Annotated in this window: 18 protein-coding genes; 11 read left to right on the top strand and 7 right to left on the bottom strand. The window is 71.5% G+C overall.

Going from position 1 to position 22,881, the window contains the following annotated elements:
* Positions 1-7 precede the first annotated feature (7 nt).
* Complete coding sequence (locus tag IWX63_RS10675; protein ID WP_199278161.1) at positions 8-2,251, top strand: primosomal protein N'; 2,244 nt, start codon at positions 8-10, stop codon at positions 2,249-2,251.
* Here the strand turns inward: IWX63_RS10675 and IWX63_RS10670 are convergent.
* A complete protein-coding gene (locus IWX63_RS10670) occupies positions 2,248-3,027 on the bottom strand; it encodes a DUF2306 domain-containing protein (RefSeq protein WP_199278160.1) in 780 nt (259 codons plus the stop codon). The two genes, IWX63_RS10675 and IWX63_RS10670, sit on opposite strands and share 4 nt — an antisense overlap.
* Positions 3,028-3,216: 189 nt before the next feature.
* Here IWX63_RS10670 and IWX63_RS10665 point away from each other — a divergent pair, with 189 nt between their 5' ends.
* Positions 3,217-3,891 (top strand): TetR family transcriptional regulator, encoded by a 675-nt coding sequence (locus tag IWX63_RS10665; protein ID WP_199278303.1) that lies wholly within the window; start codon positions 3,217-3,219, stop codon positions 3,889-3,891.
* 59 nt (positions 3,892-3,950) lie between these two features.
* Here IWX63_RS10665 and IWX63_RS10660 read toward each other — a convergent pair whose 3' ends face one another.
* Genes IWX63_RS10660 through IWX63_RS10640 form a run of 5 tightly spaced genes read right to left on the bottom strand, consistent with a single transcriptional unit; the run spans position 3,951 to position 7,820 of the window.
* Positions 3,951-4,232, bottom strand: coding sequence for a hypothetical protein (locus tag IWX63_RS10660; protein WP_199278159.1), 282 nt, complete (start codon positions 4,230-4,232; stop codon positions 3,951-3,953).
* A complete protein-coding gene (locus tag IWX63_RS10655; RefSeq protein WP_199278158.1) occupies positions 4,229-5,413 on the bottom strand; it encodes a glycosyltransferase family 4 protein in 1,185 nt (394 codons plus the stop codon). The genes IWX63_RS10660 and IWX63_RS10655 overlap by 4 nt, the downstream gene beginning before the upstream one ends.
* Entirely contained in the window at positions 5,410-6,282 is an 873-nt protein-coding gene (locus tag IWX63_RS10650; RefSeq protein ID WP_199278157.1) for an alpha/beta fold hydrolase, read from the bottom strand. Before IWX63_RS10650 ends, IWX63_RS10655 begins: the two co-directional genes overlap by 4 nt.
* Positions 6,282-7,115 carry an aldo/keto reductase gene (locus IWX63_RS10645; RefSeq protein ID WP_199278156.1) on the bottom strand — a complete coding sequence of 278 codons (834 nt, stop codon included), beginning with the start codon at positions 7,113-7,115 and terminating at the stop codon, positions 6,282-6,284. The genes IWX63_RS10650 and IWX63_RS10645 overlap by 1 nt, the downstream gene beginning before the upstream one ends.
* Before the next feature lie 57 nt (positions 7,116-7,172).
* Positions 7,173-7,820, bottom strand: coding sequence for a TetR/AcrR family transcriptional regulator (locus tag IWX63_RS10640; protein WP_199278155.1), 648 nt, complete (start codon positions 7,818-7,820; stop codon positions 7,173-7,175).
* A gap of 152 nt (positions 7,821-7,972) precedes the next feature.
* Here IWX63_RS10640 and IWX63_RS10635 point away from each other — a divergent pair, with 152 nt between their 5' ends.
* Positions 7,973-8,941, top strand: a complete 969-nt coding sequence (locus IWX63_RS10635; RefSeq protein WP_199278154.1) for an NAD(P)-dependent alcohol dehydrogenase — start codon at positions 7,973-7,975, stop codon at positions 8,939-8,941.
* 49 nt (positions 8,942-8,990) lie between these two features.
* Here the strand turns inward: IWX63_RS10635 and IWX63_RS10630 are convergent, their stop codons facing one another.
* Positions 8,991-9,992, bottom strand: a complete 1,002-nt coding sequence (locus IWX63_RS10630) for a sugar-binding transcriptional regulator (protein WP_199278153.1) — start codon at positions 9,990-9,992, stop codon at positions 8,991-8,993.
* A 122-nt stretch (positions 9,993-10,114) separates the two neighbouring features.
* Between IWX63_RS10630 and IWX63_RS10625 the strand changes: the two genes are divergently transcribed.
* From IWX63_RS10625 to holA, 8 genes are all read left to right on the top strand, one after another.
* The gene (locus tag IWX63_RS10625; RefSeq protein WP_199278302.1) at positions 10,115-11,857 is read left to right on the top strand and encodes a glycerol-3-phosphate dehydrogenase/oxidase; all 1,743 of its coding nucleotides are present in this window, start codon (positions 10,115-10,117) and stop codon (positions 11,855-11,857) included.
* Between the two features lie 139 nt (positions 11,858-11,996).
* Positions 11,997-12,743 carry an MIP/aquaporin family protein gene (locus IWX63_RS10620; RefSeq protein WP_199278152.1) on the top strand — a complete coding sequence of 249 codons (747 nt, stop codon included), beginning with the start codon at positions 11,997-11,999 and terminating at the stop codon, positions 12,741-12,743.
* Positions 12,744-12,812: 69 nt separating this feature from the next.
* Positions 12,813-14,330, top strand: coding sequence for a glycerol kinase GlpK (glpK, locus tag IWX63_RS10615; RefSeq protein ID WP_199278151.1), 1,518 nt, complete (start codon positions 12,813-12,815; stop codon positions 14,328-14,330).
* A gap of 307 nt (positions 14,331-14,637) precedes the next feature.
* Positions 14,638-17,136: a leucine--tRNA ligase gene (gene leuS, locus IWX63_RS10610; protein ID WP_199278150.1), complete on the top strand. Its 2,499-nt coding sequence runs from the start codon at positions 14,638-14,640 to the stop codon at positions 17,134-17,136.
* 46 nt (positions 17,137-17,182) lie between these two features.
* Positions 17,183-18,052: a DegV family protein gene (locus IWX63_RS10605; RefSeq protein WP_199278149.1), complete on the top strand. Its 870-nt coding sequence runs from the start codon at positions 17,183-17,185 to the stop codon at positions 18,050-18,052.
* 79 nt (positions 18,053-18,131) lie between these two features.
* Complete coding sequence (locus IWX63_RS10600; RefSeq protein ID WP_199278148.1) at positions 18,132-19,076, top strand: helix-hairpin-helix domain-containing protein; 945 nt, start codon at positions 18,132-18,134, stop codon at positions 19,074-19,076.
* Between the two features lie 152 nt (positions 19,077-19,228).
* Complete coding sequence (locus tag IWX63_RS10595) at positions 19,229-21,733, top strand: ComEC/Rec2 family competence protein (RefSeq protein WP_199278147.1); 2,505 nt, start codon at positions 19,229-19,231, stop codon at positions 21,731-21,733.
* An 88-nt stretch (positions 21,734-21,821) separates the two neighbouring features.
* Positions 21,822-22,835 carry a DNA polymerase III subunit delta gene (gene holA / locus IWX63_RS10590; protein WP_334685796.1) on the top strand — a complete coding sequence of 338 codons (1,014 nt, stop codon included), beginning with the start codon at positions 21,822-21,824 and terminating at the stop codon, positions 22,833-22,835.
* Positions 22,836-22,881: the final 46 nt, after the last annotated feature.

Here is a 22,881-nt window from a genome sequence, read left to right as displayed (position 1 = left end):
GAGCATCATGACGCACACCACCCGCCTGCCGGATGGCACGGACGGCCAGTTGTCGTTGCTGCACGGCTTTGGGGCCGCCCAGCTGCCGCAGGCCGATCCCGCGCGGGCGTCGTCACTGCCTATCGCACGGGTGATCCTGGACGCGCAGCTTCCCCATCTCGACCGGTACTTCGACTACGCGGTCCCGGCCGCCATGGACGCCGAGGCGCAGCCCGGCGTCCGGGTGAAGGTGCGGTTCGCCGGGCGCGAGCACGCAGGCTTCCTCGCGGAGCGGATCCAGGAGGCCAGCACGACGGCGACACTCCTGCCGCTCGCGAAGGTCCTCTCCCCGCAGCGGGTACTCACCCCCGAGGTCCTCGCCCTCGCGACGGCGGTCGCCGCGCGGTCGGTCGGCACCGTGAGCGACGTCCTGCGGTCGGCCGTACCCCCGCGCATGGCCCGGGTCGAGGCCGAGTTCGACGACCCGGGTGCCGCCGCCGCGGCCCACGGGGAGTCCATGCCGCGGCCCTCCGGGGCGGCCGCCGCATCGGGCGTCGGAGGCGCCCCGGGCACGTCCTCCACGGTGCTGCCCGTCGCCGCGGAACCGCCGCCCTCCGGCGGCTTCCGGCGCTACCCGAACGGCCCCGCCTACCTGCAGCACCTCTGTTCCGGCGAATCGCCCCGGGCCGTGCTGACGAGCCTCGGCGGGTACGGTGCCACGGCCTGGCACGAGGAGATCGCCGACGCGGTCGCGGCTGCGGTGTCCTCCGGCAGGGGAGCGGTCGTCGTGGTCCCCGACCAGCGGGACCTGGCGCGCATGGAGGCCGCCCTCGTGGGCCGCCTCGGGGCACCGGCGGTGGCCCGGCTGACGGGCGAGGACGGCGCGACCCCCAGGTACCGCAACTTCCTGCGCATCCTCCACGGGACGGCGACCGTGGCGGTCGGTACGCGGTCGGCCGCCTACGCGCCCGTGCGGGACCTCGGGCTCGTCTGCCTGTGGGACGACGGCGACGACCAGCACGTCGAGCAGCGCGCGCCGTACCAGCACGTCCGCGACGTCCTGCTGCTGCGTGCCGAGCAGGCCGGGGCGGCGATGCTGCTCTCCTCCTTCGCCCGCACCACCGAGGCGCAGCGCCTCGTCGACACCGGCTGGGCGCATGCCATCCAGGCCGACCGCAGCGAGGTGCGCCGTTCGGCGCCCCGCGTCCTCCACGCCGCCGACGCCTACCAGATGGAGCGCGACCCGCTGGCCGCCCAGGCCCGTATCCCCCACGCCGCCTGGGCTGCGGCGCAGGCCGGGCTGAAGACCGGCCCCGTCCTCCTGCAGGTCGCCCGCACGGGCTTCTCCCCGGCCTTGGCCTGCGACCGGTGCCGCCACGCGGCCCGCTGTCCGGTCTGCGCCGGGCCGCTGGCGCAGTCGGGGCGGAACGCACCGCCCGCCTGCCGGTGGTGCGGCCGCCCGGACCCCCACTGGGCCTGCCCGGAATGCGGCGGCACCCGGATGCGGTCCACCGTCACGGGCGCCACCCGGACCGCCGAGGAACTGGGACGGGCCTTCCCCGGGGTCCCGGTCATCTCCTCGGCGGGCGAGCACATCGTCGACGACGTCCGGGACGTGCCCGCCGTCGTCGTCGCCACCCCGGGGGCGGAACCCGTGGCCGCGGGGGGATACGCCGCCGTCATCCTGCTCGACGGCAACGCCATGCTCAGCCGTGAATCGATGCGCGCCGGGGAGGACGCGCTGCGTCGCTGGTTCTCCGCGGCGATCCTCGCGCGTCCCGCCACCGCCGGCGGGACGGTGGTGATCACCGGCGACGACGACGTCGCCGTCGGCCACCTCGTACGGTGGGATCCGGCGGGAGCAGCGTCCCGCGAACTGGCAGAACGCCACGAACTCGGGCTTCCGCCGGCTGTCCGGTATGCGGTGCTCACGGGGACCAGGGAAGCCCTCACCCACTTCCTCGACGGCCTGGAGACCGAGGGCACCGAGGGCACCGTGCGTGTCGTCGGTCCGGCGCCCGTCCCTCCCGATGTCCGCCGTGACGCCGTTTTGGCCGCCCGCGCCCTCGCCGGCCCGAAGCGCGGCACCGACCGCGGCAACGCCGCACCGGACGCGCTGGCGGGGCAGGGCAGCCATCGTATGCTGCTGTTCTTCTCCTACCGCGCGGCCGCGGGCGTCACGAGGGTGCTGCGGGCCCGCCGGGCGGCGCTGTCCGCGAGGCGGACGGGCGAGCCGGTCCACGTCCGGCTCGACGCACTCGACGTGCTCTAGCCGTACTGCCGGCCGCGGACAGGTGGCGACCCGACATGCGGTGGCCGTCGCCCGCCCGGGGGTGGGCCATCGCCGCCGGAGGGTCGACGGGGAGCCCGCGACCGGGCCCGCCGGCGGATGACGACCTCCGCGACGCCCAGGTTGATGATCCATCCGGCACCCATCAGCAGGGCCCGCATCGTCACATCGGGCGGTGTGCCGCGGAGCTCCGGGACGATGAGGATGAGGGCCTGGGTCCCGGCGCCGAGGCCGATCGCGTAGGCGCGGGTCATCCATGCGCCGTGGGTGCTGGTGTCGCCGCGCATCACGGCACGGACGCCCAGGAGGAGGCTGAGGACCATCCCGGTCCCGAAGAGGAGCCGGAAGGCGAGGAGCAGCCGGCCGTCGCTGGGCGGGAGCGCGGAGAACGAGGCCATCCAGAGGCCCGTGAGCGCCGCCACCAGTCCCGCCGGAAAGAGGATCCTGCCGGCGGCCCTGTGCCAGGTCCGCCCGCCTCGCCGCAGGGAGGGGACGAACTGGAAGGCCCCCAGCACGGTGTACAGCGTGGCGCTGAGGATGTGCAGGACGACGGGAACGGGGAATGCGACGAATCGCGCATTGCGGACGGTGACCTCGGGCCCGGCGGCCAGCTCCGTGAGGCGGGCGGCGCCTGCGAGGACGGGAATGAGGCTGAGCAGGATCAGGCCCACGGGCACCAGCCAGGACGGCCTGCCCGGGGTGCGGGTCGGCGGCGCGGTCGTGGTCGTGGCCTGCTCGGATCGTCGGGTGCTCTTCACGGTCGTCCTGCCCTTCCCTGGTGTCCACCGGTGCTGCCGATCCTGGTCCGGGGGCCACCGGCGTGGCGTAGAGTGTACGGCGTACACTTCTTGCGCCCCACCATAGGTGTACGTTGTACACCCGTCAAGGGGTCCTCGGTCGGGAATGGAAGGTGGTTGACGGTGGCAGGACGCGGGACGTCGTCGCGGATGCGGCTGAGCAGGGAGGCGGTGCTCCGTGCCGCCGTCGCCCTGGCGGACGAGCAGGGTGTGGCCCGGCTGAGCATGCGGACGCTCGCCGAGGAGCTCGGCGTGGTCCCCATGGCCCTCTACAAGCACGTCTCCAGCAAGGAGGACCTGCTCGACGGCATGGTCGACGTGATCGTGGCCGAGATCGATCCGCCACTCGGGGAGCGGGCGTGGAGGACCACCGTCCGGAGCAGGATCCTCTCGGCCAGGACCGTGCTCCAGCGGCACCGCTGGGCACGCCAGGTCCTGGAGACCAGAACCACCAGGACTCCTGCGGTGCTGGCCTACACGGACTCGTTCATCGGCATGTTCCTCGACCGCGGATTCTCCGTCGATCTGACGCACCACGTCATGCACGCCCTGGGCAGCCGCATGTGGGGCTTCACCCAGGAACTCTTCGACGCCCCAGAGCCCGGATCCGTTCAGTCCGGGCCGGCCCAGCCCGGATCAGCCCAGCTCGAGGAGATGGCCCGGCGGTTCCCGAACATCCTGCGGATCGCGACGGCATCGGCACACGGCGAGGGCGTGGTGGGGCGCGGTTGCGATGACCAGTTCGAGTTCGAGTTCGCCCTGGACCTGCTGCTGGACGGCGTCGAGGGCCTCCATGCCCGCGGGTGGACCTCCGCGCGGCCGTAGCCGGGTCCCGGATCGGTCCTGCACGCCTCCGGCCTCACGACCGTGGGGGCCTCCTCCGGTCAGGGTGCGAGGCGCCAGCCTTCCGCGTCGACGTCCACCATCAGCGGCGGTCCGCCCGGCAGCCCCCGGCGGCGGAGGGCGCGCGCGATGGCCTCGGCCGGCGCAGCGATGACGAATGTCTCGCCCCGGAACCGGTCCGCCGTCTCCTCGACGACGGCGGACACGTCACAGGGATCCGCGAGCTCGAAGCGCGCGGCGACACTGCGGCGGTCCAGCCAGGACGGCGGCTCGGCGCCCTCCGCGAGGAGGATCGCCGTGGCCGGGCACTGCAGATCGGTCAAGGGGCGGTCCTCCCGGACGACGTGTCGGATGACGCACCGGATGACGCACCGGATGACGTGCGGGACATCATCCGGGACGGCGTAGGGAACGACCGCGTGGTCCGTCGTCGTGCGTATTCCGCGACCGCTCGGCGGCAGGCGTCCCTGAGCTGGCCGGCAGAATCCCCCCACGAATACGTGGCCGCCCGCTCGAGCCCCGCACGGGAGGCCGCGGCCCAGCGGCCGGGTTCGTCGAGGGACCGGACGGCGTCCGCGAGCGCGCCGGGATCATCGGGGTCCACGAACAGTGCTGCTGCTCCGCCGACCTCGCGGAAGATCGGGATGTCACTGGCGATCACGGGCGTGCCGGCAGCCATCGCCTCGATGAGCGGGAGACCGTAGCCCTCGGCCCTGGAGAGGGTCACGAGCGCGGTCGAGTCACCGAGCAGATCCTCGTACTCGGCGTCGGTGACGCCGTCGTGGAAGACCACGCCCCCCGCCGCGGGGGAGAGCGCCTCGAGCTCCGACCGGCGCGCGGGCGAGATCCTGCTCAGCAGGTGCAGGGTGTGCGTGGGGAGGAACTCCATGGCGCGGACGATCGTCTCGACGTTCTTGTACGGCATGAAGGATCCCATGTAGAGCAGCGACGCCGACCGCGGGGCGGCGGGGTCGCGACGGCGCTGCGTCGGCTGGGGCGCGTTGCCCACCAGCACGACGGGCCGGCGGGTCAGGCGGTGGTGGCCGATCAGCCCCGCCGTCGTCGCGGAGATCGTGGCGACGACGTCCGCCCGGTCCAGCAGGAGCCGCTGGGGCCAGTACGCCAGATGGTAGAGCCGCCAGAGCACACGGACCGGCAGCGGCAGGAAGGACGGCGGCGTCGGATTCTGGTAGTAGATCAGGTCGTGCAGCGTGAGCACGAGGGGGTACCGGCGGCCCCAGGAGCCCATGGTCTGCATCGGGCAGACGACGACGTCGGGCTCCAGCCGGTTGATGCGTGCGGCGACGAACAGCTCGGCGGGGGAGAGCGGGCTGTTGATCAGGACGTGCGGGACCTCCGGCAGGAGGGCGAGCTGGCGCAGGTCGCTGATGAGCATCACGACGTCGTCGGTGGCGGCGAGTGCGGCGATCAGGCTCGCGCCGTACCGGCTGATGCCGTCGTGGTGGTCGGTGCGGGTGAAGCGCGCGTCGAACAGGACCCTCATGCGGGGACGGCCTCCAGGAATCTCCCGATCAGGAGCGCCGCCTCGCGCGGCTTCTCGTAGTGGACCAGGTGGCCGACGGCGGGAAGGATCTCGAGGGTCGCGGTCGGCATGAGCGCTGCGAGCTCCCGCTGGCTCGCCACCGACCCGATGTCGTCCTCCGCTGCGGCGACGAGCAGCACGGGCAGCTGCAGGTCGCGGGCGCGGTCCCGGACGGTCCCGGAGATGGAGGCGCGGAAGGCCTCGAGGACCACCCGGCGGCTCGCGAAGGAGCTGAAGTACGCGCGGTGCTGGCCGTGGATCCAGCGGCGGAGCGCCCGGTCCCTCGTCTTGGCCATGAAGATGCTCATCCCGCGGACGATCACGGGATTCGAGAGGAGGGCCCGCCCGGCGGCCTCGGGCAGCCGGTCCGCTGCCACGTAGTAGGCCTCCGCCACGCGCGACGCGGTGCGGCTCGGCCCCTCGAGGGCGGGAGCGCTGATGGGGTTGACCAGCACCAGGGCCGCTGCGAGGTCCGGAGCGAGCGCTGCGGCCTCCGCGGCGACGATCGAGCCGAACGAGTGCCCCAGCAGCACGCGGGGCCCGGGCGCGAGCCGCCGCGAGCAGTCGGTGATGAAGCGTGCGTAGGCTCCGACGTCGTGCGTGCCGGGCAGCTCCTGGCCCTGGCCGAAGCCGGGCAGGTCCGGCAGCAGGACGCGGTGGCCGGGCAGTTCCTCCACGAGGCGCAGCAGTCCGTGGTGGTCGCCGCGGAATCCGTGCACCATGACGATGGGCGGACCCTGCCGGGCGCCGGGTTCCCCGATCGCCGGGAAGTCCCAGACGCGCTGGAGGGTGCCCTCCCACGGCAGGGTCCGGACCACGGCCTGTCGCATCAGCCCACCCTGTCCGGGTGCGACCCGAAGCGCTGATCGCGCTCCAGTGCCTCGAGTGCGTCTATCTGGTCCTCGTCGAGGCGGAATCCGAAGATGTCCAGGTTGGAACTGATCCGTTCGCGCGAACTGGCCTTCGGGATGGTCAGGATGCCGTGCTGCAGGTGCCACCGCAGGATCACCTGTGCAGGCGTGCGTCCGAGGTCCGCCGCGATCCGCGCGATGACCGGATCGGCGAGGACCTTGCCGCGCCCGAGCGGGCTCCAGGCCTGGGTCGCGATCCCGTGCTGCTCGTGGAAGGAGCGGAGTGCGCGCTGCTGCAGGTACGGGTGAAGTTCGATCTGGTTGAGGACCGGGACCACCCCGGCCTCGGCGAGCAGGCGCTCGAGGTGGTCCTGCTGGAAGTTGGAGACGCCGATGGACCGGACGCGCCCGTCGGCGCGGAGCCGCTCGAGGGCGCGCCACGATTCGACGTAGAGGTCCCTGGACGGGCAGGGCCAGTGGATGAGGTAAAGGTCGAGGTACTCCAGGCCCAGCAGCCGCAGGCTGGCATCGAAGGCGCGAAGGGTGGCGTCGTACCCGTGGTCGTCGTTCCACACCTTGGAGGTGATGAAGAGGTCCTCGCGCTCGCCGGTCTCCAGGTACGTCCGCGCGGCGGCACCGACGCCGGCCTCGTTGCCGTAGAGGGCCGCCGTGTCGAGGAGGCGGTACCCCTCCTCGAGCGCCGTCGAGCACAGCTCCTCGGTGTCCTCGGCGGGCACTTTGTAGACGCCGTACCCGATCATGTCGATCGAGTGACCATCGGCGAGCGGGGCGCGGGGCACGGAGGAGTCCATGGGGGAACTCTACCGAGGCCGGCGCCGCGGCGCCGTCGCGGAGGCGCGGTGCGTCGGTCAGTGCGGGGCGATCGCATCGAGGATGAGGTCCAGCCCGTGCTCGAACTCGTCCGCGAAGTCGTAGCCGGGCTGCATCACCACTCCTGTCGCGATCTCCACCATCCACGGGTACCGACCGTCGGTGAACAGCTCCATGATGGGGGCCGCCGCTTCGGCTACCGAGTCCACCCCGCTCAGGGGCAGGGCGGCCTCCTGGAGCGCGAAGCCGTAGATATAGCTGTCGAGCAGGGCGTAGGCGTGCGCCGTCGCCCGGAGGGGGAATCCTGCGCTGCGGAGGGTGCCCAGCGTGGCGTCGTGGTGCCGCAGCGTCGCCGGGCCGGGAGCGGCCCTGGATTCGAGGAGGCCGACGGCCCAGCGGTGCCGCGCCAGGACCTCGCGCATCGATCGTGCCCGACGCAGCATCTCCTCGCGCCAGGGATTCCCGATGACCGGCAGGTGCACCTCCGCGAACACCAGGTCCACGATGCCGTCGAGGATCTGGTCCTTGTTGGCCACGTAGTAGTACAGGCTCATCGGCCTGCTGCCGAGGTCCTGCGCGAGCGTACGGATCGTCAGGCCGGCGATGCCGTCGCGGTCGGCCAGGGCGAGGGCCGCCCGCAGCACGCGATCCCGCGTCAGCGGGGCCCGGCCACTCGCGTCGTTCATTGTTCCCATCCCACCCCTCGTCTTTTCGTACACTGTACGATACTCTGCTGCGCAGACGGGACAGCGCACCGTGCGCGGCCCGGAGGAGGCGGTCATGCGGCAACGTCCAGGCAGGCAGGCAGGCAACCACGACGACGACGGCACGCCGGACCATGCGCGCCGTGGTGCAGAGGGCCTTCGGCGGCCCGGACGTGCTCGAGCTGCGCGAGGGTCCGGTGCCGGAGATCGCCGCGGACGAGGTGCTGGTGCAGGTGCGGGCGGCGGGTGTGGACAGGGGCGTCTGGCACACCATGACCGGCCTGCCCTACCTGGGGAGGCTCGCGTTCGGTCTGCGGCGCCCGCGGAATCCCGTGCCCGGCATGGATCTGGCGGGTGTCGTCGTCGCGGTCGGAGCCCGGGCCACGCGTTTCGCCGTCGGTGACGAGGTGTTCGGCTGCGGGCGGAGCACCTTCGCCGAGTACGCCGCCGCCGGGGAACAGTCCCTGGCATACAAGCCGGCGGCCCTGACCTTCGTGCAGGCGGCGGCCGTGCCGGTGTCGGCGGTCACGGCGCTGAAGGCGGTGCACGACGCCGGGCGCGTCGCCGAGGGCCGGCGCGTGCTGATCCTCGGCGCCTCCGGGGGCGTCGGCAGCTACGCGGTCCAGCTCGCGAAGGCGGCAGGGGCTCATGTCACGGCCGTCTGCAGCGGCGCGAAGCGGGACTACGTGCTCTCCCTGGGTGCGGACCGCGCCCTCGACTACGCGGCCGAGGACTTCGCCGACGGCCGGGAGTCGTACGACCTCGTCCTCGACATCGGCGGCAACCCGTCGGTGGCGCGCCTCCGCCGCGCGCTCACGGGCAGCGGCACCGCGGTCATCGTCGGGGGAGAGGGTGGCGGCCGGTTCTCGGGGGGCCTGCACCGGCAGTTCGCCGCGCTCGCACTGTCGCCGTTCATCCCGCAGAAGCTGACCACGCTGCTGGCCCTCGTGCGGTCGGACAGCCTCGAGCGGCTCCTGCCCCTGATCGACGCCGGAGCGATCGTGCCCAGCATCGACCGGACGTTCACGCTCGGAGAGGCCGCCCAGGCGCTGGACTACCTCGAGTCGGGACGGGTCCGCGGCAAGATCGTCCTCACGCCCTGACCGCACCCGGCCCCACCCGGGGCGCCTGCCGCGGGCGCTGACGGGAGTTTTAGGCGTGCAGGAGCCGGCGGGCGGAGCCCTCGTCGAGGATGAGGTCCGTCGCGAGGCTCGCGGCGAGGGCGCCTCGCAGGCCGTCGATCTTCGACTCACCGGAGACCACGCAGATGCGCCGCCTGACCCGGCTCAGGGCGTCGAGGTCCGGTCCCGTGCTGCGCCGGTTCAGGAGGATGTCGCTGTGGCTGCCGTCGGCGCGGAAGAACATGGTGGCCACGTCGCCGACCACCTCGTCCCGCTCCAGCGTGTCGAGGTCCTTCCGGTCGAGGTACCCGCCGCTGTACACGTGGCTGGGAACCCCCGCGCCGATGGAGCCGACACCGAAGATCGCCATGGTCATGCGCCGCTGCAGATCCAGGATGCGCCGGACGCTGCGTTCGTCCCACATCGCCGCCTTCGTCTCCGCCTGGTCGAAGAAGGCGGGCACGGGGAACTGCTCGACGCGCGCGCCGTAGGCCTGACCGAAGCGGCGCAGGATCTCGCTCGCGTACGTGATGCCGGTGGTCTGGGTGTTGCCCGCACCGTTGAGCTGGACGATCGTGCTGTCGTGGGTCTGCTTGCGCGTGAGGTGGTGACTGACGGCGCTGAGCGTGGAGCCCCAGGCCACGCCGATGATCGCGTTCGAGTCGACGAGCGGTCCGATGGTCCGGGCGGCCTGGATCGCGACGCGGTCGAGCACCTCGGAGTCGTTCACCGAATCCGCCACGGGGACCACGTGTGCCTCCACGCCGAAGCGGCGCCGGATCTGCTGCTCCAGCGCGGGCGCCCGCTCGGACGGGTTGTTGACCTGGATCTGCACCAGTCCGGTCTCACGGGCCATGGAGAGCAGCCGCGAGACGGTGGACCGCGAGGTGCGCAGCTCCCGGGCGATTGCATTCATGGTCAGGTCCTGCAGGTAGTACATCTGCGCCGCCCTCAGGGCGTCCCTCGATCGGGAGCCCTGTGACCGCTCGTGCGCGGCGTCGCCCGCTTCGAAGCCGCCTCTCGTTGTCGTCATCCCGTCAGTGTGGACCGGACTGCACGTTTGTGCAATGCAGTTGACTGCAATTCCCAGTCCTCCAAGAATGAGGAGTGCAGTAACCAATCCCGACATTGACGTTACGGAGTAGTACCTTGAGCATTCCAGCCGACCGGATCAACGGTGAAGGCACAACCACATCGACCCGCAACGTGGTGCAGGAGCTCCGGGACAACCCCCGGGCGACGGTCCTGGTCATCGGTGGCGGCATCAACGGGGTCGGCACGTTCCGCGACCTCGCACTCCAGGGGATCGATGTCGCGCTCGTCGAGCGCGGCGACTACTGCCAGGGTGCCTCAGGGGCGTCCTCGCACATGATCCATGGCGGCATCCGCTATCTCGAGAACGGCGAGTTCCGCCTCGTCCAGGAATCCGTCGTCGAGCGCAACGCCCTCATGCGCATCGCCCCGCACTACGTGAAGCCCCTGCAGACCACGATCCCGATCTACACGACGTTCTCGGGGATCCTCTCCGCTCCCATGCGCTTCCTGACACACCGTCAGGGCAAGCAGGTCGAGCGAGGCGCCGTGCTCATCAAGGCCGGCCTCACCATGTACGACTTCTTCTCGCGTGACGGCGGCAATGTGCCCCGCCACTCGTTCGTGGGCCGCAAGAAGGCCCTCGCCACCATGCCGGACCTCCGCAAGGACATCAAGTATGCGGCGACCTACTTCGACGCCTCCGTGCACAACCCGGAGCGCCTGACCCTCGACGTCCTGCGTGACGGGCAGCTCGCCAACCCGTCCGCCCGTGCCGCGAACTACGTCAGTGCCATCGGGACGAGCGACGACGGCGTGCTCCTGCGCGACGAGCTCACCGGTGAGACCTTCTCCTTCCAGGCCGACGTCGTCGTCAACGCGACCGGCGCGTGGACCGACGGGACCAACGAGACACTCGGCACCGAGACCCGCTTCATGGGCGGCACCAAGGGCTCGCACATCGTGCTCGACCACCCGGAGCTGCTCAAGGCGTGCAATGGCACCGAGATCTTTTTCGAACACGTCGACGGACGGATCGTCCTCATCTACCCCATGGGCGATCGTGTCCTGGTCGGCACCACGGACATCGACGTCGACGTCAAGGAGCAGGCCGTCTGCACCGATGAGGAGATCGACTACTTCTTCGAGCTGATCGGGCACGTCTTCCCGGACATCGAGGTCTCCAACGAGGACATCGTCTACAGCTTCTCGGGAGTCCGCCCCCTGCCGCGGCACGACGAGACGCAGCCCGGGTTCGTGTCGCGGGACTACCGCATCGAGAAGCGCGAGGAGAAGCTCGGCGGCCGCAAGGTCACGACGCTGAGCCTCGTCGGCGGCAAATGGACCACCTTCAGGGCGTTGTCCGAGCACCTCACCGACGAGACGCTGACCGCCCTCGGCGCCAGGCGCAAGACCTCGACGGCGGGCGTCGCGATCGGCGGCGGCATGGACTTCCCGACCGACCAGGCTGCGGAGCGTGCCTGGGTCAGGAAGGCCGTGCGCCCCGGCGTCGATGAAGCACGCGTCGAGGTGCTGCTGACCCGCTACGGGACACGCGCGACGGACGTCGTCGAATACCTGACCGAGGGCCCCGACAGGGTGTTCAATTCCACCAGGGAGCTGAGCACGCGCGAACTCGCCTACATGGTGGAGCACGAGCAGGTCGGCCACCTCATCGACGTGCTGATCCGCCGTACCTCGCTCGCTTTCCGGGGACTCGTCACCGGGGAGCTGCTCACAGAACTCGCCGACACCCTGGCGCCCCTCCTCGGATGGGATGCAGCGCGATCAGCAGCCGAGATCAAGCTGGCCGAAAAGGTCCTCGCCGACGCGCACCGGGTGCACGTCAAGAACTTGACCCCGTAGCGGTATCCGCCGCATCGGGGTCGAACCGCTGCTGCCAGCAGCGGTGCAGTGCCAACGGCAGTGGTTGCCGGGGGGAACCGAACGGGTGCCGTCGAGGCGGCGGCACCCGTCGATAAGTGAATAGACAAAGGAGTCAAAGATGTCTCTGGATGTATTTGTTGCCGAAGCATTCGGCACATTCATGCTGTTGTTGCTCGGTACCGGCGTGGTCGCGAACGTCGCGCTCGCCAAGACCAAGGGCAATAACGGCGGCTTTCTCATGGTCAACTTCGGATGGGGGCTCGCCGTCTTCGCCGGCGTCTACGTCGCGGCGCTGTCCGGAGCCCACCTGAACTTCGCCGTCACGATGGGTCTCTGGGTGAACCCCGATGTCGCCCAGTTCGCTCCCGGCGTCGACAAGGACTTCATCAACGCCATGGGCTACCTGGCCGCGCAGATGCTGGGCTCCATCCTCGGCGCCGTCTTCTGCTGGCTCGCCTACAAGCAGCACTTCGACGAGGAGCCGGAGCCCGCGAACAAGCTCGGCGTCTTCTCGACCGGCCCGGCCATCCGGTCCTACGGCTGGAACCTCGTGACCGAGATCATCGGCACGTTCGTCCTCGTGTTCGTGATCCTGTCCTTCGGCAACACCCCCACCGGCCTCGGCCCGCTCGCCGTCGCACTGCTCGTCGTCGGCATCGGCGCCTCGCTCGGTGGTCCCACCGGCTACGCCATCAACCCGAACCGTGACCTCGGCCCCCGTATCGCCCACGCCCTGCTCCCCATCAGGGGCAAGGGTGGCAGCGACTGGGGCTACGCCTGGGTCCCGGTCGTCGGACCGATCATCGGTGGCGCCCTCGGCGGCTTCGTCGTCCAGTTCGTCTCTTTCCCTCCCCTTCCAGCCTAGGGAGCATCGCCTAGGGCGGCCTCACGGCCGCCCGCTTCTCCACGTCGTCATCCAATGAAGGAGTAAGACATGTCGCAGCAGTACGTCATCGCCATCGACCAGGGCACCACTTCCAGCCGTGCCATCGTGTTCGACCACAAGGGCGATATCGTGTCCTCCGGCCAGAAGGAGCACGAGCAGATCTTCCCGAAGGCCGGCTGGGTGGAGCACGACCCCGCCGAGATCTGGGCCAATACCCGCGAAGTCATCGGCAACGCGTTGTCCAAGGCGAACCTCACCCGCCACGACATCGCCGCCGTCGGCATCACCAACCAGCGTGAGACCGCCGTCGTCTGGGACAAGACCACCGGCCAGGCGGTGTACAACGCCATCGTCTGGCAGGACACGCGCACCCAGAACATCGTCGACGAGCTCGCCAAGGACGGCGGCGTCGAGCGGTACAAGCAGAAGGTCGGCCTCCCGCTGGCCACCTACTTCTCCGGCACAAAGATCAAGTGGATCCTCGACAACGTCGAGGGTGCGCGGGCGAAGGCCGAGGCGGGCGACCTCCTGTTCGGCAACACCGACTCCTGGGTCACCTGGAACCTCACGGGCGGCACCGACGGCGGCGTACACATCACCGATGTCACCAACGCCTCCCGCACGCTGTTCATGGACCTCGAGACCTTGTCCTGGGACGAGTCGATCCTCGCCGACTTCGGTGTCCCGCTCTCGATGATGCCGGCGATCAAGTCCTCCTCGGAGGTCTACGGCACCGTCCACACCTCGCAGCTCCTCCGCGAGGTACCGGTGGCCGGCATCCTCGGCGACCAGCAGGCCGCGACCTTCGGCCAGGCGGCGTTCGAGAAGGGCGGGGCCAAGAACACCTATGGCACCGGCAACTTCATGATCGTCAACACCGGTGAGGAGATCGTCCACTCCAAGAACGGCCTGCTCACCACGGTCTGCTACAAGCTCGGGGACGCGAAGCCCGTCTACGCGCTCGAAGGATCGATCGCCGTCACCGGTTCGCTGATCCAGTGGCTCCGGGACAATCTCGGGATCATCAAGAGTGCCCCCGAGGTGGAGCAGCTCGCGCGGACGGTCGAGGACAACGGCGGCGTCTACATCGTCCCCGCGTTCTCCGGCCTCTTCGCACCGTACTGGCGTTCCGACGCCCGCGGCGCGATCGTCGGCCTGACCCGCTTCGTGAACAAGGGTCACATCGCCCGTGCGGCACTGGAGGCGACAGCCTTCCAGACCCGTGAGGTGCTGGACGCGGCCAACGCCGATTCCGGGGTGAACATGGAGGACCTCAGGGTCGACGGCGGCATGGTCGCCAATGACGCGCTGATGCAGTTCCAGGCCGACATCCTCGGCATCCCGGTCATCCGCCCGAAGGTCACGGAGACCACGGCCCTCGGCGCAGCCTACGCCGCGGGCCTCGCCGTCGGGTTCTGGAAGGACACCGACGAGCTCGCCACCAACTGGGCTGAGGACAAGCGCTGGAACCCGGCGATGGACGAGGCGGAGCGCGAGCGCCAGCTCCGCATGTGGAAGAAGGCCGTCACGAAGACCTTCGACTGGATCGACGAGGACGTGCGCTAGCACCGGTGCATCGAGGGCACCCCCGGTCCGTCGTCCGACGGGCCGGGAGTGCCCTGCCCACGCACAGCCCCGGCCGGGCACCATTCCGTGCGCACTGCTAAAGTGAGGGCATGCTGCGCACCACGCTCCTTACGTAGCCGTACGGTCCCCGCCGTGCGGCCAGCCCCTCCCGTCTGCGAGGGGCTTTTGTGTGTCCGGCGCAGGACCGCCCGTCCGCAGCCACCGCGGCCGCCGGGCCGCAGCACGAGCCAGGCAGCGACGCACCACCGCAGAACCACGTTCCACCGACAGGACAGGCCAACATACAGTGAGCAGCAATCCCGAGGTCGCCCAGCCGGACGACGGCACCTACGATTTCTCGGCCATCGAGGCGAAGTGGCCGGCGGTCTGGGACAGGCTCGAGGCGTTCGCCCCGGCCGACGACGGGTCGCGCGAGCGGCGCTACGTGCTGGACATGTTCCCGTACCCGTCGGGCGACCTGCACATGGGCCATGCCGAGGCGTTCGCCATGGGCGACGTCGCGGCGCGCTTCTACCGGCAGAAGGGCTTCGACGTCCTCCACCCGATCGGCTGGGACTCGTTCGGGCTCCCCGCCGAGAACGCGGCGATCAAGCGCAACGCGCATCCGGCCGAGTGGACGTACGCGAACATCGAGACCCAGGCGAACTCCTTCCGACGCTACGCGATCAGCGCGGACTGGGACCGCCGGCTGCACACCTCGGATCCCGAGTACTACCGCTGGACGCAGTGGCTGTTCGTGCGGTTCTTCCAGAAGGGCCTGGCGTACCGCCGGGACTCGCCGGTGAACTGGTGCCCGAAGGACCAGACGGTGCTGGCGAACGAGCAGGTCATCAACGGGGCGTGCGACCGCTGCGGGACCATGGTCACCAAGAAGAGCCTGAACCAGTGGTACTTCAAGATCACCGACTACGCGGACCGCCTGCTGGATGACATGGAGCAGCTCAAGGGCCACTGGCCGGAGCGTGTGCTCGCCATGCAGCGCAACTGGATCGGCCGGTCCGAGGGAGCCCACGTCCGCTTCCGGATCGGGGCCGACGGCGACCTGCCGGACACCGATGTCACCGTCTTCACGACGCGTCCCGACACCCTGTACGGGGCGACGTTCTTCGTCGTCGCCGCTGATGCCGGGCTGGCGCTCGAGCTGGTCACCCCGGAGCACCGCGCGGCCCTCGAGGCGTACCGCGAGCAGGTCAAGGGCCTGTCGGAGATCGAACGGCAGGCGAGCGAGCGGGAGAAGACCGGCGTCTTCACCGGCCGGTACGCCGTCAACCCCCTCAACGGCGAGAAGCTGCCCGTGTGGGCCGCGGACTACGTGCTGGCCGACTACGGCACAGGCGCGATCATGGCCGTCCCCGCGCACGACCAGCGCGACCTCGACTTCGCGCGGGCGTTCGGCCTGCCCGTCCGCACCGTCGTCGACACCGGGGCGGAGGACGCCGCGGACACCGGGATCGCGACGACGGGTGAAGGCATCCTCGTGAACTCGGGGGAGCTGACCGGCCTGGACAAGGCGACCGCCATCCGCCGCGCCCTCGAGCTGGTCGAGGAGCAGGGCACCGGCGAGCACACCATCAACTACCGGCTGCGCGATTGGCTGCTGTCGCGGCAGCGTTTCTGGGGGACGCCCATCCCGATCATCCACTGCCCGTCCTGCGGGGAGGTCCCGGTCCCCGACGACCAGCTGCCCGTCACCCTGCCGGAGGGGCTCCGCGGCGAGTCGCTGGCCCCGAAGGGCACCTCGCCGCTGGCCGCCGTCGAGGAGTGGGTCAACGTGGCGTGCCCCTCCTGTGGGGGCGCGGCGACGAGGGACACCGACACCATGGACACCTTCGTGGACTCGTCCTGGTACTACCTGCGGTTCATCGACCCGCACCTGGACACGGCACCCTTCGACACCGAGGCGGTGAACCGCTGGCTGCCGGTGGGACAGTACGTGGGTGGTGTCGAGCACGCCATCCTCCACCTGCTCTACAGCCGGTTCTTCACCAAGGTCCTGTTCGACCTGGGCATGGTGTCCTTCACGGAACCCTTCAGTGCACTGCTCAACCAGGGTCAGGTGCTCAATGGCGGCAAGGCCATGAGCAAGTCCCTCGGCAACGGGGTGGACCTCGGCGAGCAGCTCGACCGCTTCGGCGTCGACGCCGTCCGCCTCACCATGGTGTTCGCCTCGCCTCCCGAGGACGACGTCGACTGGGCGGACGTGTCGCCGTCGGGCTCCGCGAAGTTCCTGGCCCGCGCCTGGCGGCTCGGCGGAGACGTGACCAGCACCGTCGGCGCGGACCCGTCGGCCGGTGACCGGGCGCTGCGCTCCGTGACCCACCGGACGGTCGCCGACGCCTCGGAGCTGATGGAGGCCAACAAGTTCAACGTCGTCATCGCCAGGCTCATGGAACTCGTCAACGCGACGAGGAAGGCGATCGACTCCGGGGTGGGCGGCGGGGACCCTGCCGTGCGCGAGGCGGCGGAGGCCGTCGCGATCATCCTCAGCCTGTTCGCGCCCTACACGGCCGAGGACCTGTGGGAGCGGCTCGGACACGAGGCCACCGTGGCCACGGCCGGCTGGCCCGTGGTCGACCCGGGCCTGCTGACGCAGGACAGCGTCGTCGCCGTCGTGCAGGTGCAGGGCAAGGTGCGCGACCGCCTCACGGTCTCGCCGGACATCGGCGAGGACGCCCTCCGCGAGCTCGCCCTGGCCAGCGAGCAGGTGCAGCGCGTTTTGGACGGTCGCGACGTCCGGACGGTCATCGTGCGCGCGCCCAAACTGGTCAACATCGTCCCCGCCTGATGGGGTCCCGATGGGCGCGGCGTCGGCGGGTGGCGGGGGAGGCGGGATGCGGATAGCCGTCGTCACGGACTCCGCCGCGGGCTTCCCGCCCGGCTGGCGCCTGCCCGGGGCGCCCGCCGAGGGGATCGAGGTGGTCCCGATGCCGGTGCTCGTGGGCGACGAGATCCTCACCGGCGAGTACGACGACGTCACCGCGCCGCTGATGATGGCCCTCGCCGCCGGGGCGGACGTGCGTACCTCGCGTCCGTCGCCCGGCCAGTTCGACGGGGTGTACGACCGGCTCCAGCGCGAGGGCTACGACGGCATCGTGTCCGTGCACCTGTCGGGGCTGTTGTCCGGGACGGTGGACGCTGCGCGTCTCGCGGCCTCCCGCGCGGTGCTCCCCGTCGAGATCATCGACACGCGGACGGCCGGCATGGCGCAGGGCAGGGCCGCCCTCGCAGCCCTGGCGGCCGCGCGCCGCGGTGGGGACCTGCAGGCCTCGGCTGCCGCCGCAGCGATGGCGGCCCGCGCGTCGGCGCTCTACTTCTACGTCCCGAGCCTCGAGCAGCTGCGGCGCGGGGGACGGGTCACCGGCGCCGCCGGATGGCTCGGAACGCTCCTCTCCGTCCGGGTCATCCTCCATGTGCAGGGCGGGCGCCTGGTGCCCCTGGAACGCATGCGCTCAGCAGCCCGCGGGATCCAGCGGCTGCAGGAACTGGCCGAGGCTGATGTCGCGCGGCGGGGCGGAGGAGCCCGGCTCACCGTGCACCACTTCGGCAACGAGGAGGAGGCCGCAGCCCTTCTCGAGCGGCTCGAAGCGTCCATCGGCGCCGGACAGGTCTCCCTCGCCCCCTGCCCCGCTGTGCTCGCCGCCCACGCCGGCCTCGGCGTCGTGGCGGTCACGGTCAGTGCGGAGCCGCCCGGCCTGGCCTGATGGACGGGGAACCTGTCGAGATGTCCACATAGCGGCATGGGCGCCCGGACTGGCGCCGCCCCCTTCCTAGGGTGGCTGCATGGGAAAGCACCGATGGCCGACAGCCGGGGACGCCTGGACGCTACCGCCCCGGGCCCTTCCGCCCGGCGAGCCCGATGGCGACGGCGACCGCGACGTCGACGGTCCTGGCCACAGCCTCGGGGGCGACCGCGAACCTCCCGGTGGCGCGGGCATCCAGTGGCGTGTCGCGCGTTCGGCGGCGCTCGTGTTCCTGGGCGTGGCGCTGGCGGTCGGAGCGGCACTCTTCCTCGTGCGCAGCTCCGAACCCTCCGCTGCCGCGGTGTCCGTGCAACTCGATGCCGGCCCGGCCGGACCTGCTGAACGCTCCCGTCCTGCGGAAGGGAGTCACGGTCCCGCGGACGGTGGTTCCGGTCCGGTCGAGGGGACTGCCGGTCCGGGGGGCGGGAGCGCCTCACCGGACGGCCGCGGCGGGCCGGCCGCCGCGTCCGGGACCGGCGCGGCGGAGGGCCCGGTGATCGTGTACGTCACGGGGGCGGTGGCGTCCCCCGGGGTCATCACGGTTCCCGCCGGCACACGCCTCGTCGACGTCATCGAGCGCGCGGGCGGCGCCCTCCCGGAGGCCGACCTCGAGGGGATCAATCTCGCGGGCATCCCGACCGATGGCCAGCACATCCATCTGCTGGCGGTGGGTGAGGAGCCGCGCCCGGTCGTCGCGGAGCCCCTGCTGCCCACGCCCCCGGCGGGCGCGCCGGGAACCGGAACCGGCGCCACGTCCGGCGGGACCGGCGGCGCCGACGGCGCAGGCCCGGGGATCGTCAATATCAACACCGCCACCCTGGCCGAGATCGAGTCGCTGCCGCGGGTGGGGCCCGTGCTCGGACAGCGGATCGTCGACTGGCGGGACGAACACGGCCCCTTCGCCCAGGCCGCCGATGTCGACGCCGTGCCGGGGATCGGTCCGGCACTGCTCGAGGGGATCCTCCCCCTCGTCGCGGTCCGGTGAGCGGGATGGCCGCGCCCGCCCCGCCGGCCGCCGGCGGGGGATCGGGGCGCCATGGGCACCCGGCGGGCGCCGTGTCGGATCATCGGCAATTCCGCCGCTGGAGAGGCGATCTCAGGCTCGTGCCGGCCGCCGCGGCTGCGTGGATGGCGGCCGTGGCCGCCATCCACGGCGGAGCGCGGGGCGCGACGGCGGGAGGCCTCCTCGCCGGAGCGGTGGGCCTCGCCATCGGGTGCGCGCTCCTCCTGGTCCCTCGCGGGCGGGCACCGACGTGGGCGGCGGTGCCGACCCAGGCCCTCGCACCGGCGGCGGCGCTCGCGCTCGTCCTGTTGGCCGCGGGCGGCAGCCTCGCCCGGGCCGAGTCGGGACCGGTCGACCGGGCCGTGCAGGCAGGAGTGCCGTTCACGGCGGTCCTGCGGATCTCGGGCGAGCCGACCCTCCTGCCGCCCGGCCCGTTCGGCGGTGGTGATCGCTACCTGGTGGACGCCGAGGTGGTCGGAGGCGTCCTGCAGGGGAGCCGGTTCGCCGCCGCGACGCCCGTCGCGGTCCTCGCCCCGCAGGGATGGGCCGGCCTCGGGACCGGCGACACGGTGCGCGTGCTGGGGACCGCGAAGCCGTCCGACCGCGTGGGCCGGGCGGCAGCGGTCTTCCTGCCCGCGAGCACACCGACCGTCGACGAGGCGGACGGATGGCTGGCCTACACCGCTCGCCTGAGGAAGGAGTTCCGGGAGCTCTCCCTGCGCGACCATCGCGACGGAGGACTGCTCCCGGGGATGGCGCTCGGTGACAGGACCGGTCTCGACCCCCGTCTGGGGGAGGCCATGAGGGCGACCGGCCTCACCCACCTGACAGCCGTGAGCGGGGCGAACTGCTCCTACGTCATGGCCTTCGCCTTCCTGGCACTGCGTCTCGCGCGTGCTCCCCGCCTGCCGGCGGCAGTGGGCGCCGTGGCCGCCCTCGTGGGGTTCGTCATGCTGGTTCGGCCCGAGCCGAGCGTCCTCCGCGCAGCGGTGATGGGAGCCATCGGTGTCGCGGCCGTCCTGTCCGGGCGGGGCAGGGTGTCCCTGACCCTCCTGATGCTCTCCGTGATCGTCCTGCTCGCAGCGGATCCATGGCTCTCCGTGTCATACGCCTTCCTGCTCTCGGTCGCCGCGACCCTGGGACTGGTCACCGCCGGACCACGGGTGTCGGAGGCCCTCCAGCGTGTGATGCCGCGACCCGCCGCGCAGCTGCTGGCCATCCCGCTGACCGCGCAACTGTTCTGCACGCCGATCCTCGTGCTGATCCAGCCCACGCTCCCGCTGTACTCGCTGCCCGCGAACGTCCTTGCATCGCCCGTCGTCCCCGCGATCACCCTGCTGGGCATGCTCGCGGTCCTGGCGCTCGTCGGTGCGCCGGTCCTGGTGCCACCGCTGATCGGCTCCGCCCAGTGGGGTACGCGGTGGGTGGCCGGCGTGGCGGAGGCGCTGTCCGCCGGTCCGGGTGCCGCCGTGCCCTGGCTCCCGGGGGCACCCGGAGCAGCCGCGGCGGCGCTGGTCTCCCTGACGGTCCTGCTGATCCTGGCACGGTGGGAATCTCCCGCCGCCGCGCGGGGAGGCGCCGGCGGCCGCCGACGACGCCGGCCGCCCGAGGTCCCGTCGATCCCGTACACCCGGTCGACCCCGCACACCCGGATCATCGGCGCCGCAGGGACGTCGTCCCGCGCGGGGCTCCTCGCGCGCGTCCTGCCTGCCTCCCGGCGGGGCGCGGCCGGGCGCGGCCGGTCCCGGGGACTGCGGCCCGCCGAGGCTCCCGCGCGGGTCCGCCGCAGGTGGACGGCGGCGGTCGTCCTCGTGGTCCTTATCCTGTGCGTCGTCGCGGTCGTCGTCCGCGCGAGGGCAGGGCCTGCGGCCGGGGCGTGGGATCTCGCCATGTGCGACGTCGGCCAGGGTGACGGCGTGGTGCTGGAGACGACTCCCGGCCACGCCCTGGTCGTCGATGCGGGGCCCGATCCGGACGCCATGGACCGCTGCCTGGATGTCCTGCGCGTGGAGGTGATCGACGCCCTCGTCATCACGCACCTGCACGACGACCACTACGGCGGCGTCGAGGGCATCCCCCGCGGACGAACCCTCTCCGCCCTCTACTACTCCAGCGGCGAGGACAGCCTCCCGTCGGCGGTGACCGAGGTCGCGGCGGCGAGTGGCGTCGAGCCCGTGCGGCTGGACAGCACCACCAGCCTCGACCTCGCCCCGCTCCGGATCGACGTCCTCTGGCCCACGGCGGCGGCGGACCTGTCGGAGGAGAACAACGCAAGCGCGGTGCTCGACGTCGAGGTGCCGTCCGACGACCGCCCGGTCAGGATCCTGCTGACCGGCGACCTCGAGGAGGACGCCGCAGCCGCGCTGCTCGGCGTCGATCCCGGCCTGGCGGAGAGGGGAGTCGACATCCTCAAGATCGCGCACCACGGGGCGCGGAACGGGGGCACTGAGCTGATCGACGCGGTCCGCCCGCGTCTGGCGCTCATCTCGGTGGGAGAGGACAACGAGTACGGTCATCCGCATCCGGTCATCCTCGACGCCCTCGGCGGGGCCGGTATCGCGGCGGCCCGCACGGACGAGCTGGGGTCCTTCACGGTGCAGGTCGTCGGCACGACCGTCGAGGCCCGCCCGCTCCGATGACGCGTCCCGGACAGGGCGGGCGGCGACTTTGAGGCACGTCGGCGCCGTGCGACAGTAGGAGGTGTTTCGAAGGAAGGAACTTCGCCACGTGGCAACGAGATCACCGGCCGGCCGGACCAGCGGCGCCCAGCAGCAGACGGCCCCCTGGCGTGAGGTGCAACCGGCGGGAGTCGTCCTCCTCTCCGGCCCGGAGGACTACCTCGCGTCGAGGGCGGCGGAGTCGATCCGGCAGCAGGTCCGGACGGCGCAGCCCGACGCGGAACTGGTCCGGTTCGACGCCGGATCCTACGAAGCGGGCCATCTGACCATGCAGGCCAGCCCCTCACTCTTCGGGGACTGGAAGGTCATCGAAGTGGCCGGGCTGGCGCAGATGAGCGACGCCTTCCTGGTCGATGCGCTGTCCTACCTCGCCGACCCGGCACCCGACGTCGTGCTGGTGCTGCGCCACTCGGGCGGCAACCGCGGCAAGAAGCTGCTGGATGCGATCAAGGCCGCCCGTGCCACCGTCGTCGACTGCCAGCCGCTGAAGAAGGACGGCGAGAAGGCCGAGTTCGTCACGACCGAATTCCGCCTCGCGCGCCGGCGTATCGATCCGGATGCCGTCCGGGCCCTCGTGGCGGCCGTCGGTTCCCAGCTGCCGGAGCTCGCTGCCGCCTGCCAGCAGCTGATGGCCGACATGACCGGCGATGTCACCGTCGAGACGGTGGAGAAGTACTACGGAGGCCGCGTCGAGGCGACGGGCTTCAAGGTGGCCGATGCAGCCCTGGCAGGACGGACGGCTCAGGCCCTGTCGATGCTCCGCCATGCCCTGGCGACCGGCGCGGACCCCGTCCCCATCGTGGCCGCCCTCGCGATGAAGGTGCGCGCCGTGGCGAAGGTGCACGGTGTCCGGGGCTCCTCCGTGCAGCTCGCGAAGGACCTGGGCATGGCCCCCTGGCAGGTGGACCAGGCACGGAAGGAAGCACAGCGTTTCAGCCCCGATGCCCTGGCCCGCTGCGTGCGGGCCCTCGCGGAGGCCGACGCCCAGGTCAAGGGTGAGTCCCGCGACCCCGTGTACGCGGTCGAACGTGCCGTCACCGTCATCGCACTCGGGGACGGTTGAACGGCTCGGGGACGGCGGAACGGCCGTCCCGGCGCCCCCGCAGGGG

The organism is Arthrobacter sp. CAN_A2 (assembly GCF_015752045.1).
Taxonomy (GTDB): Bacteria; Actinomycetota; Actinomycetes; order Actinomycetales; family Micrococcaceae; genus Arthrobacter_D.
This window is presented reverse-complemented; position numbering and strand designations above follow the sequence as displayed.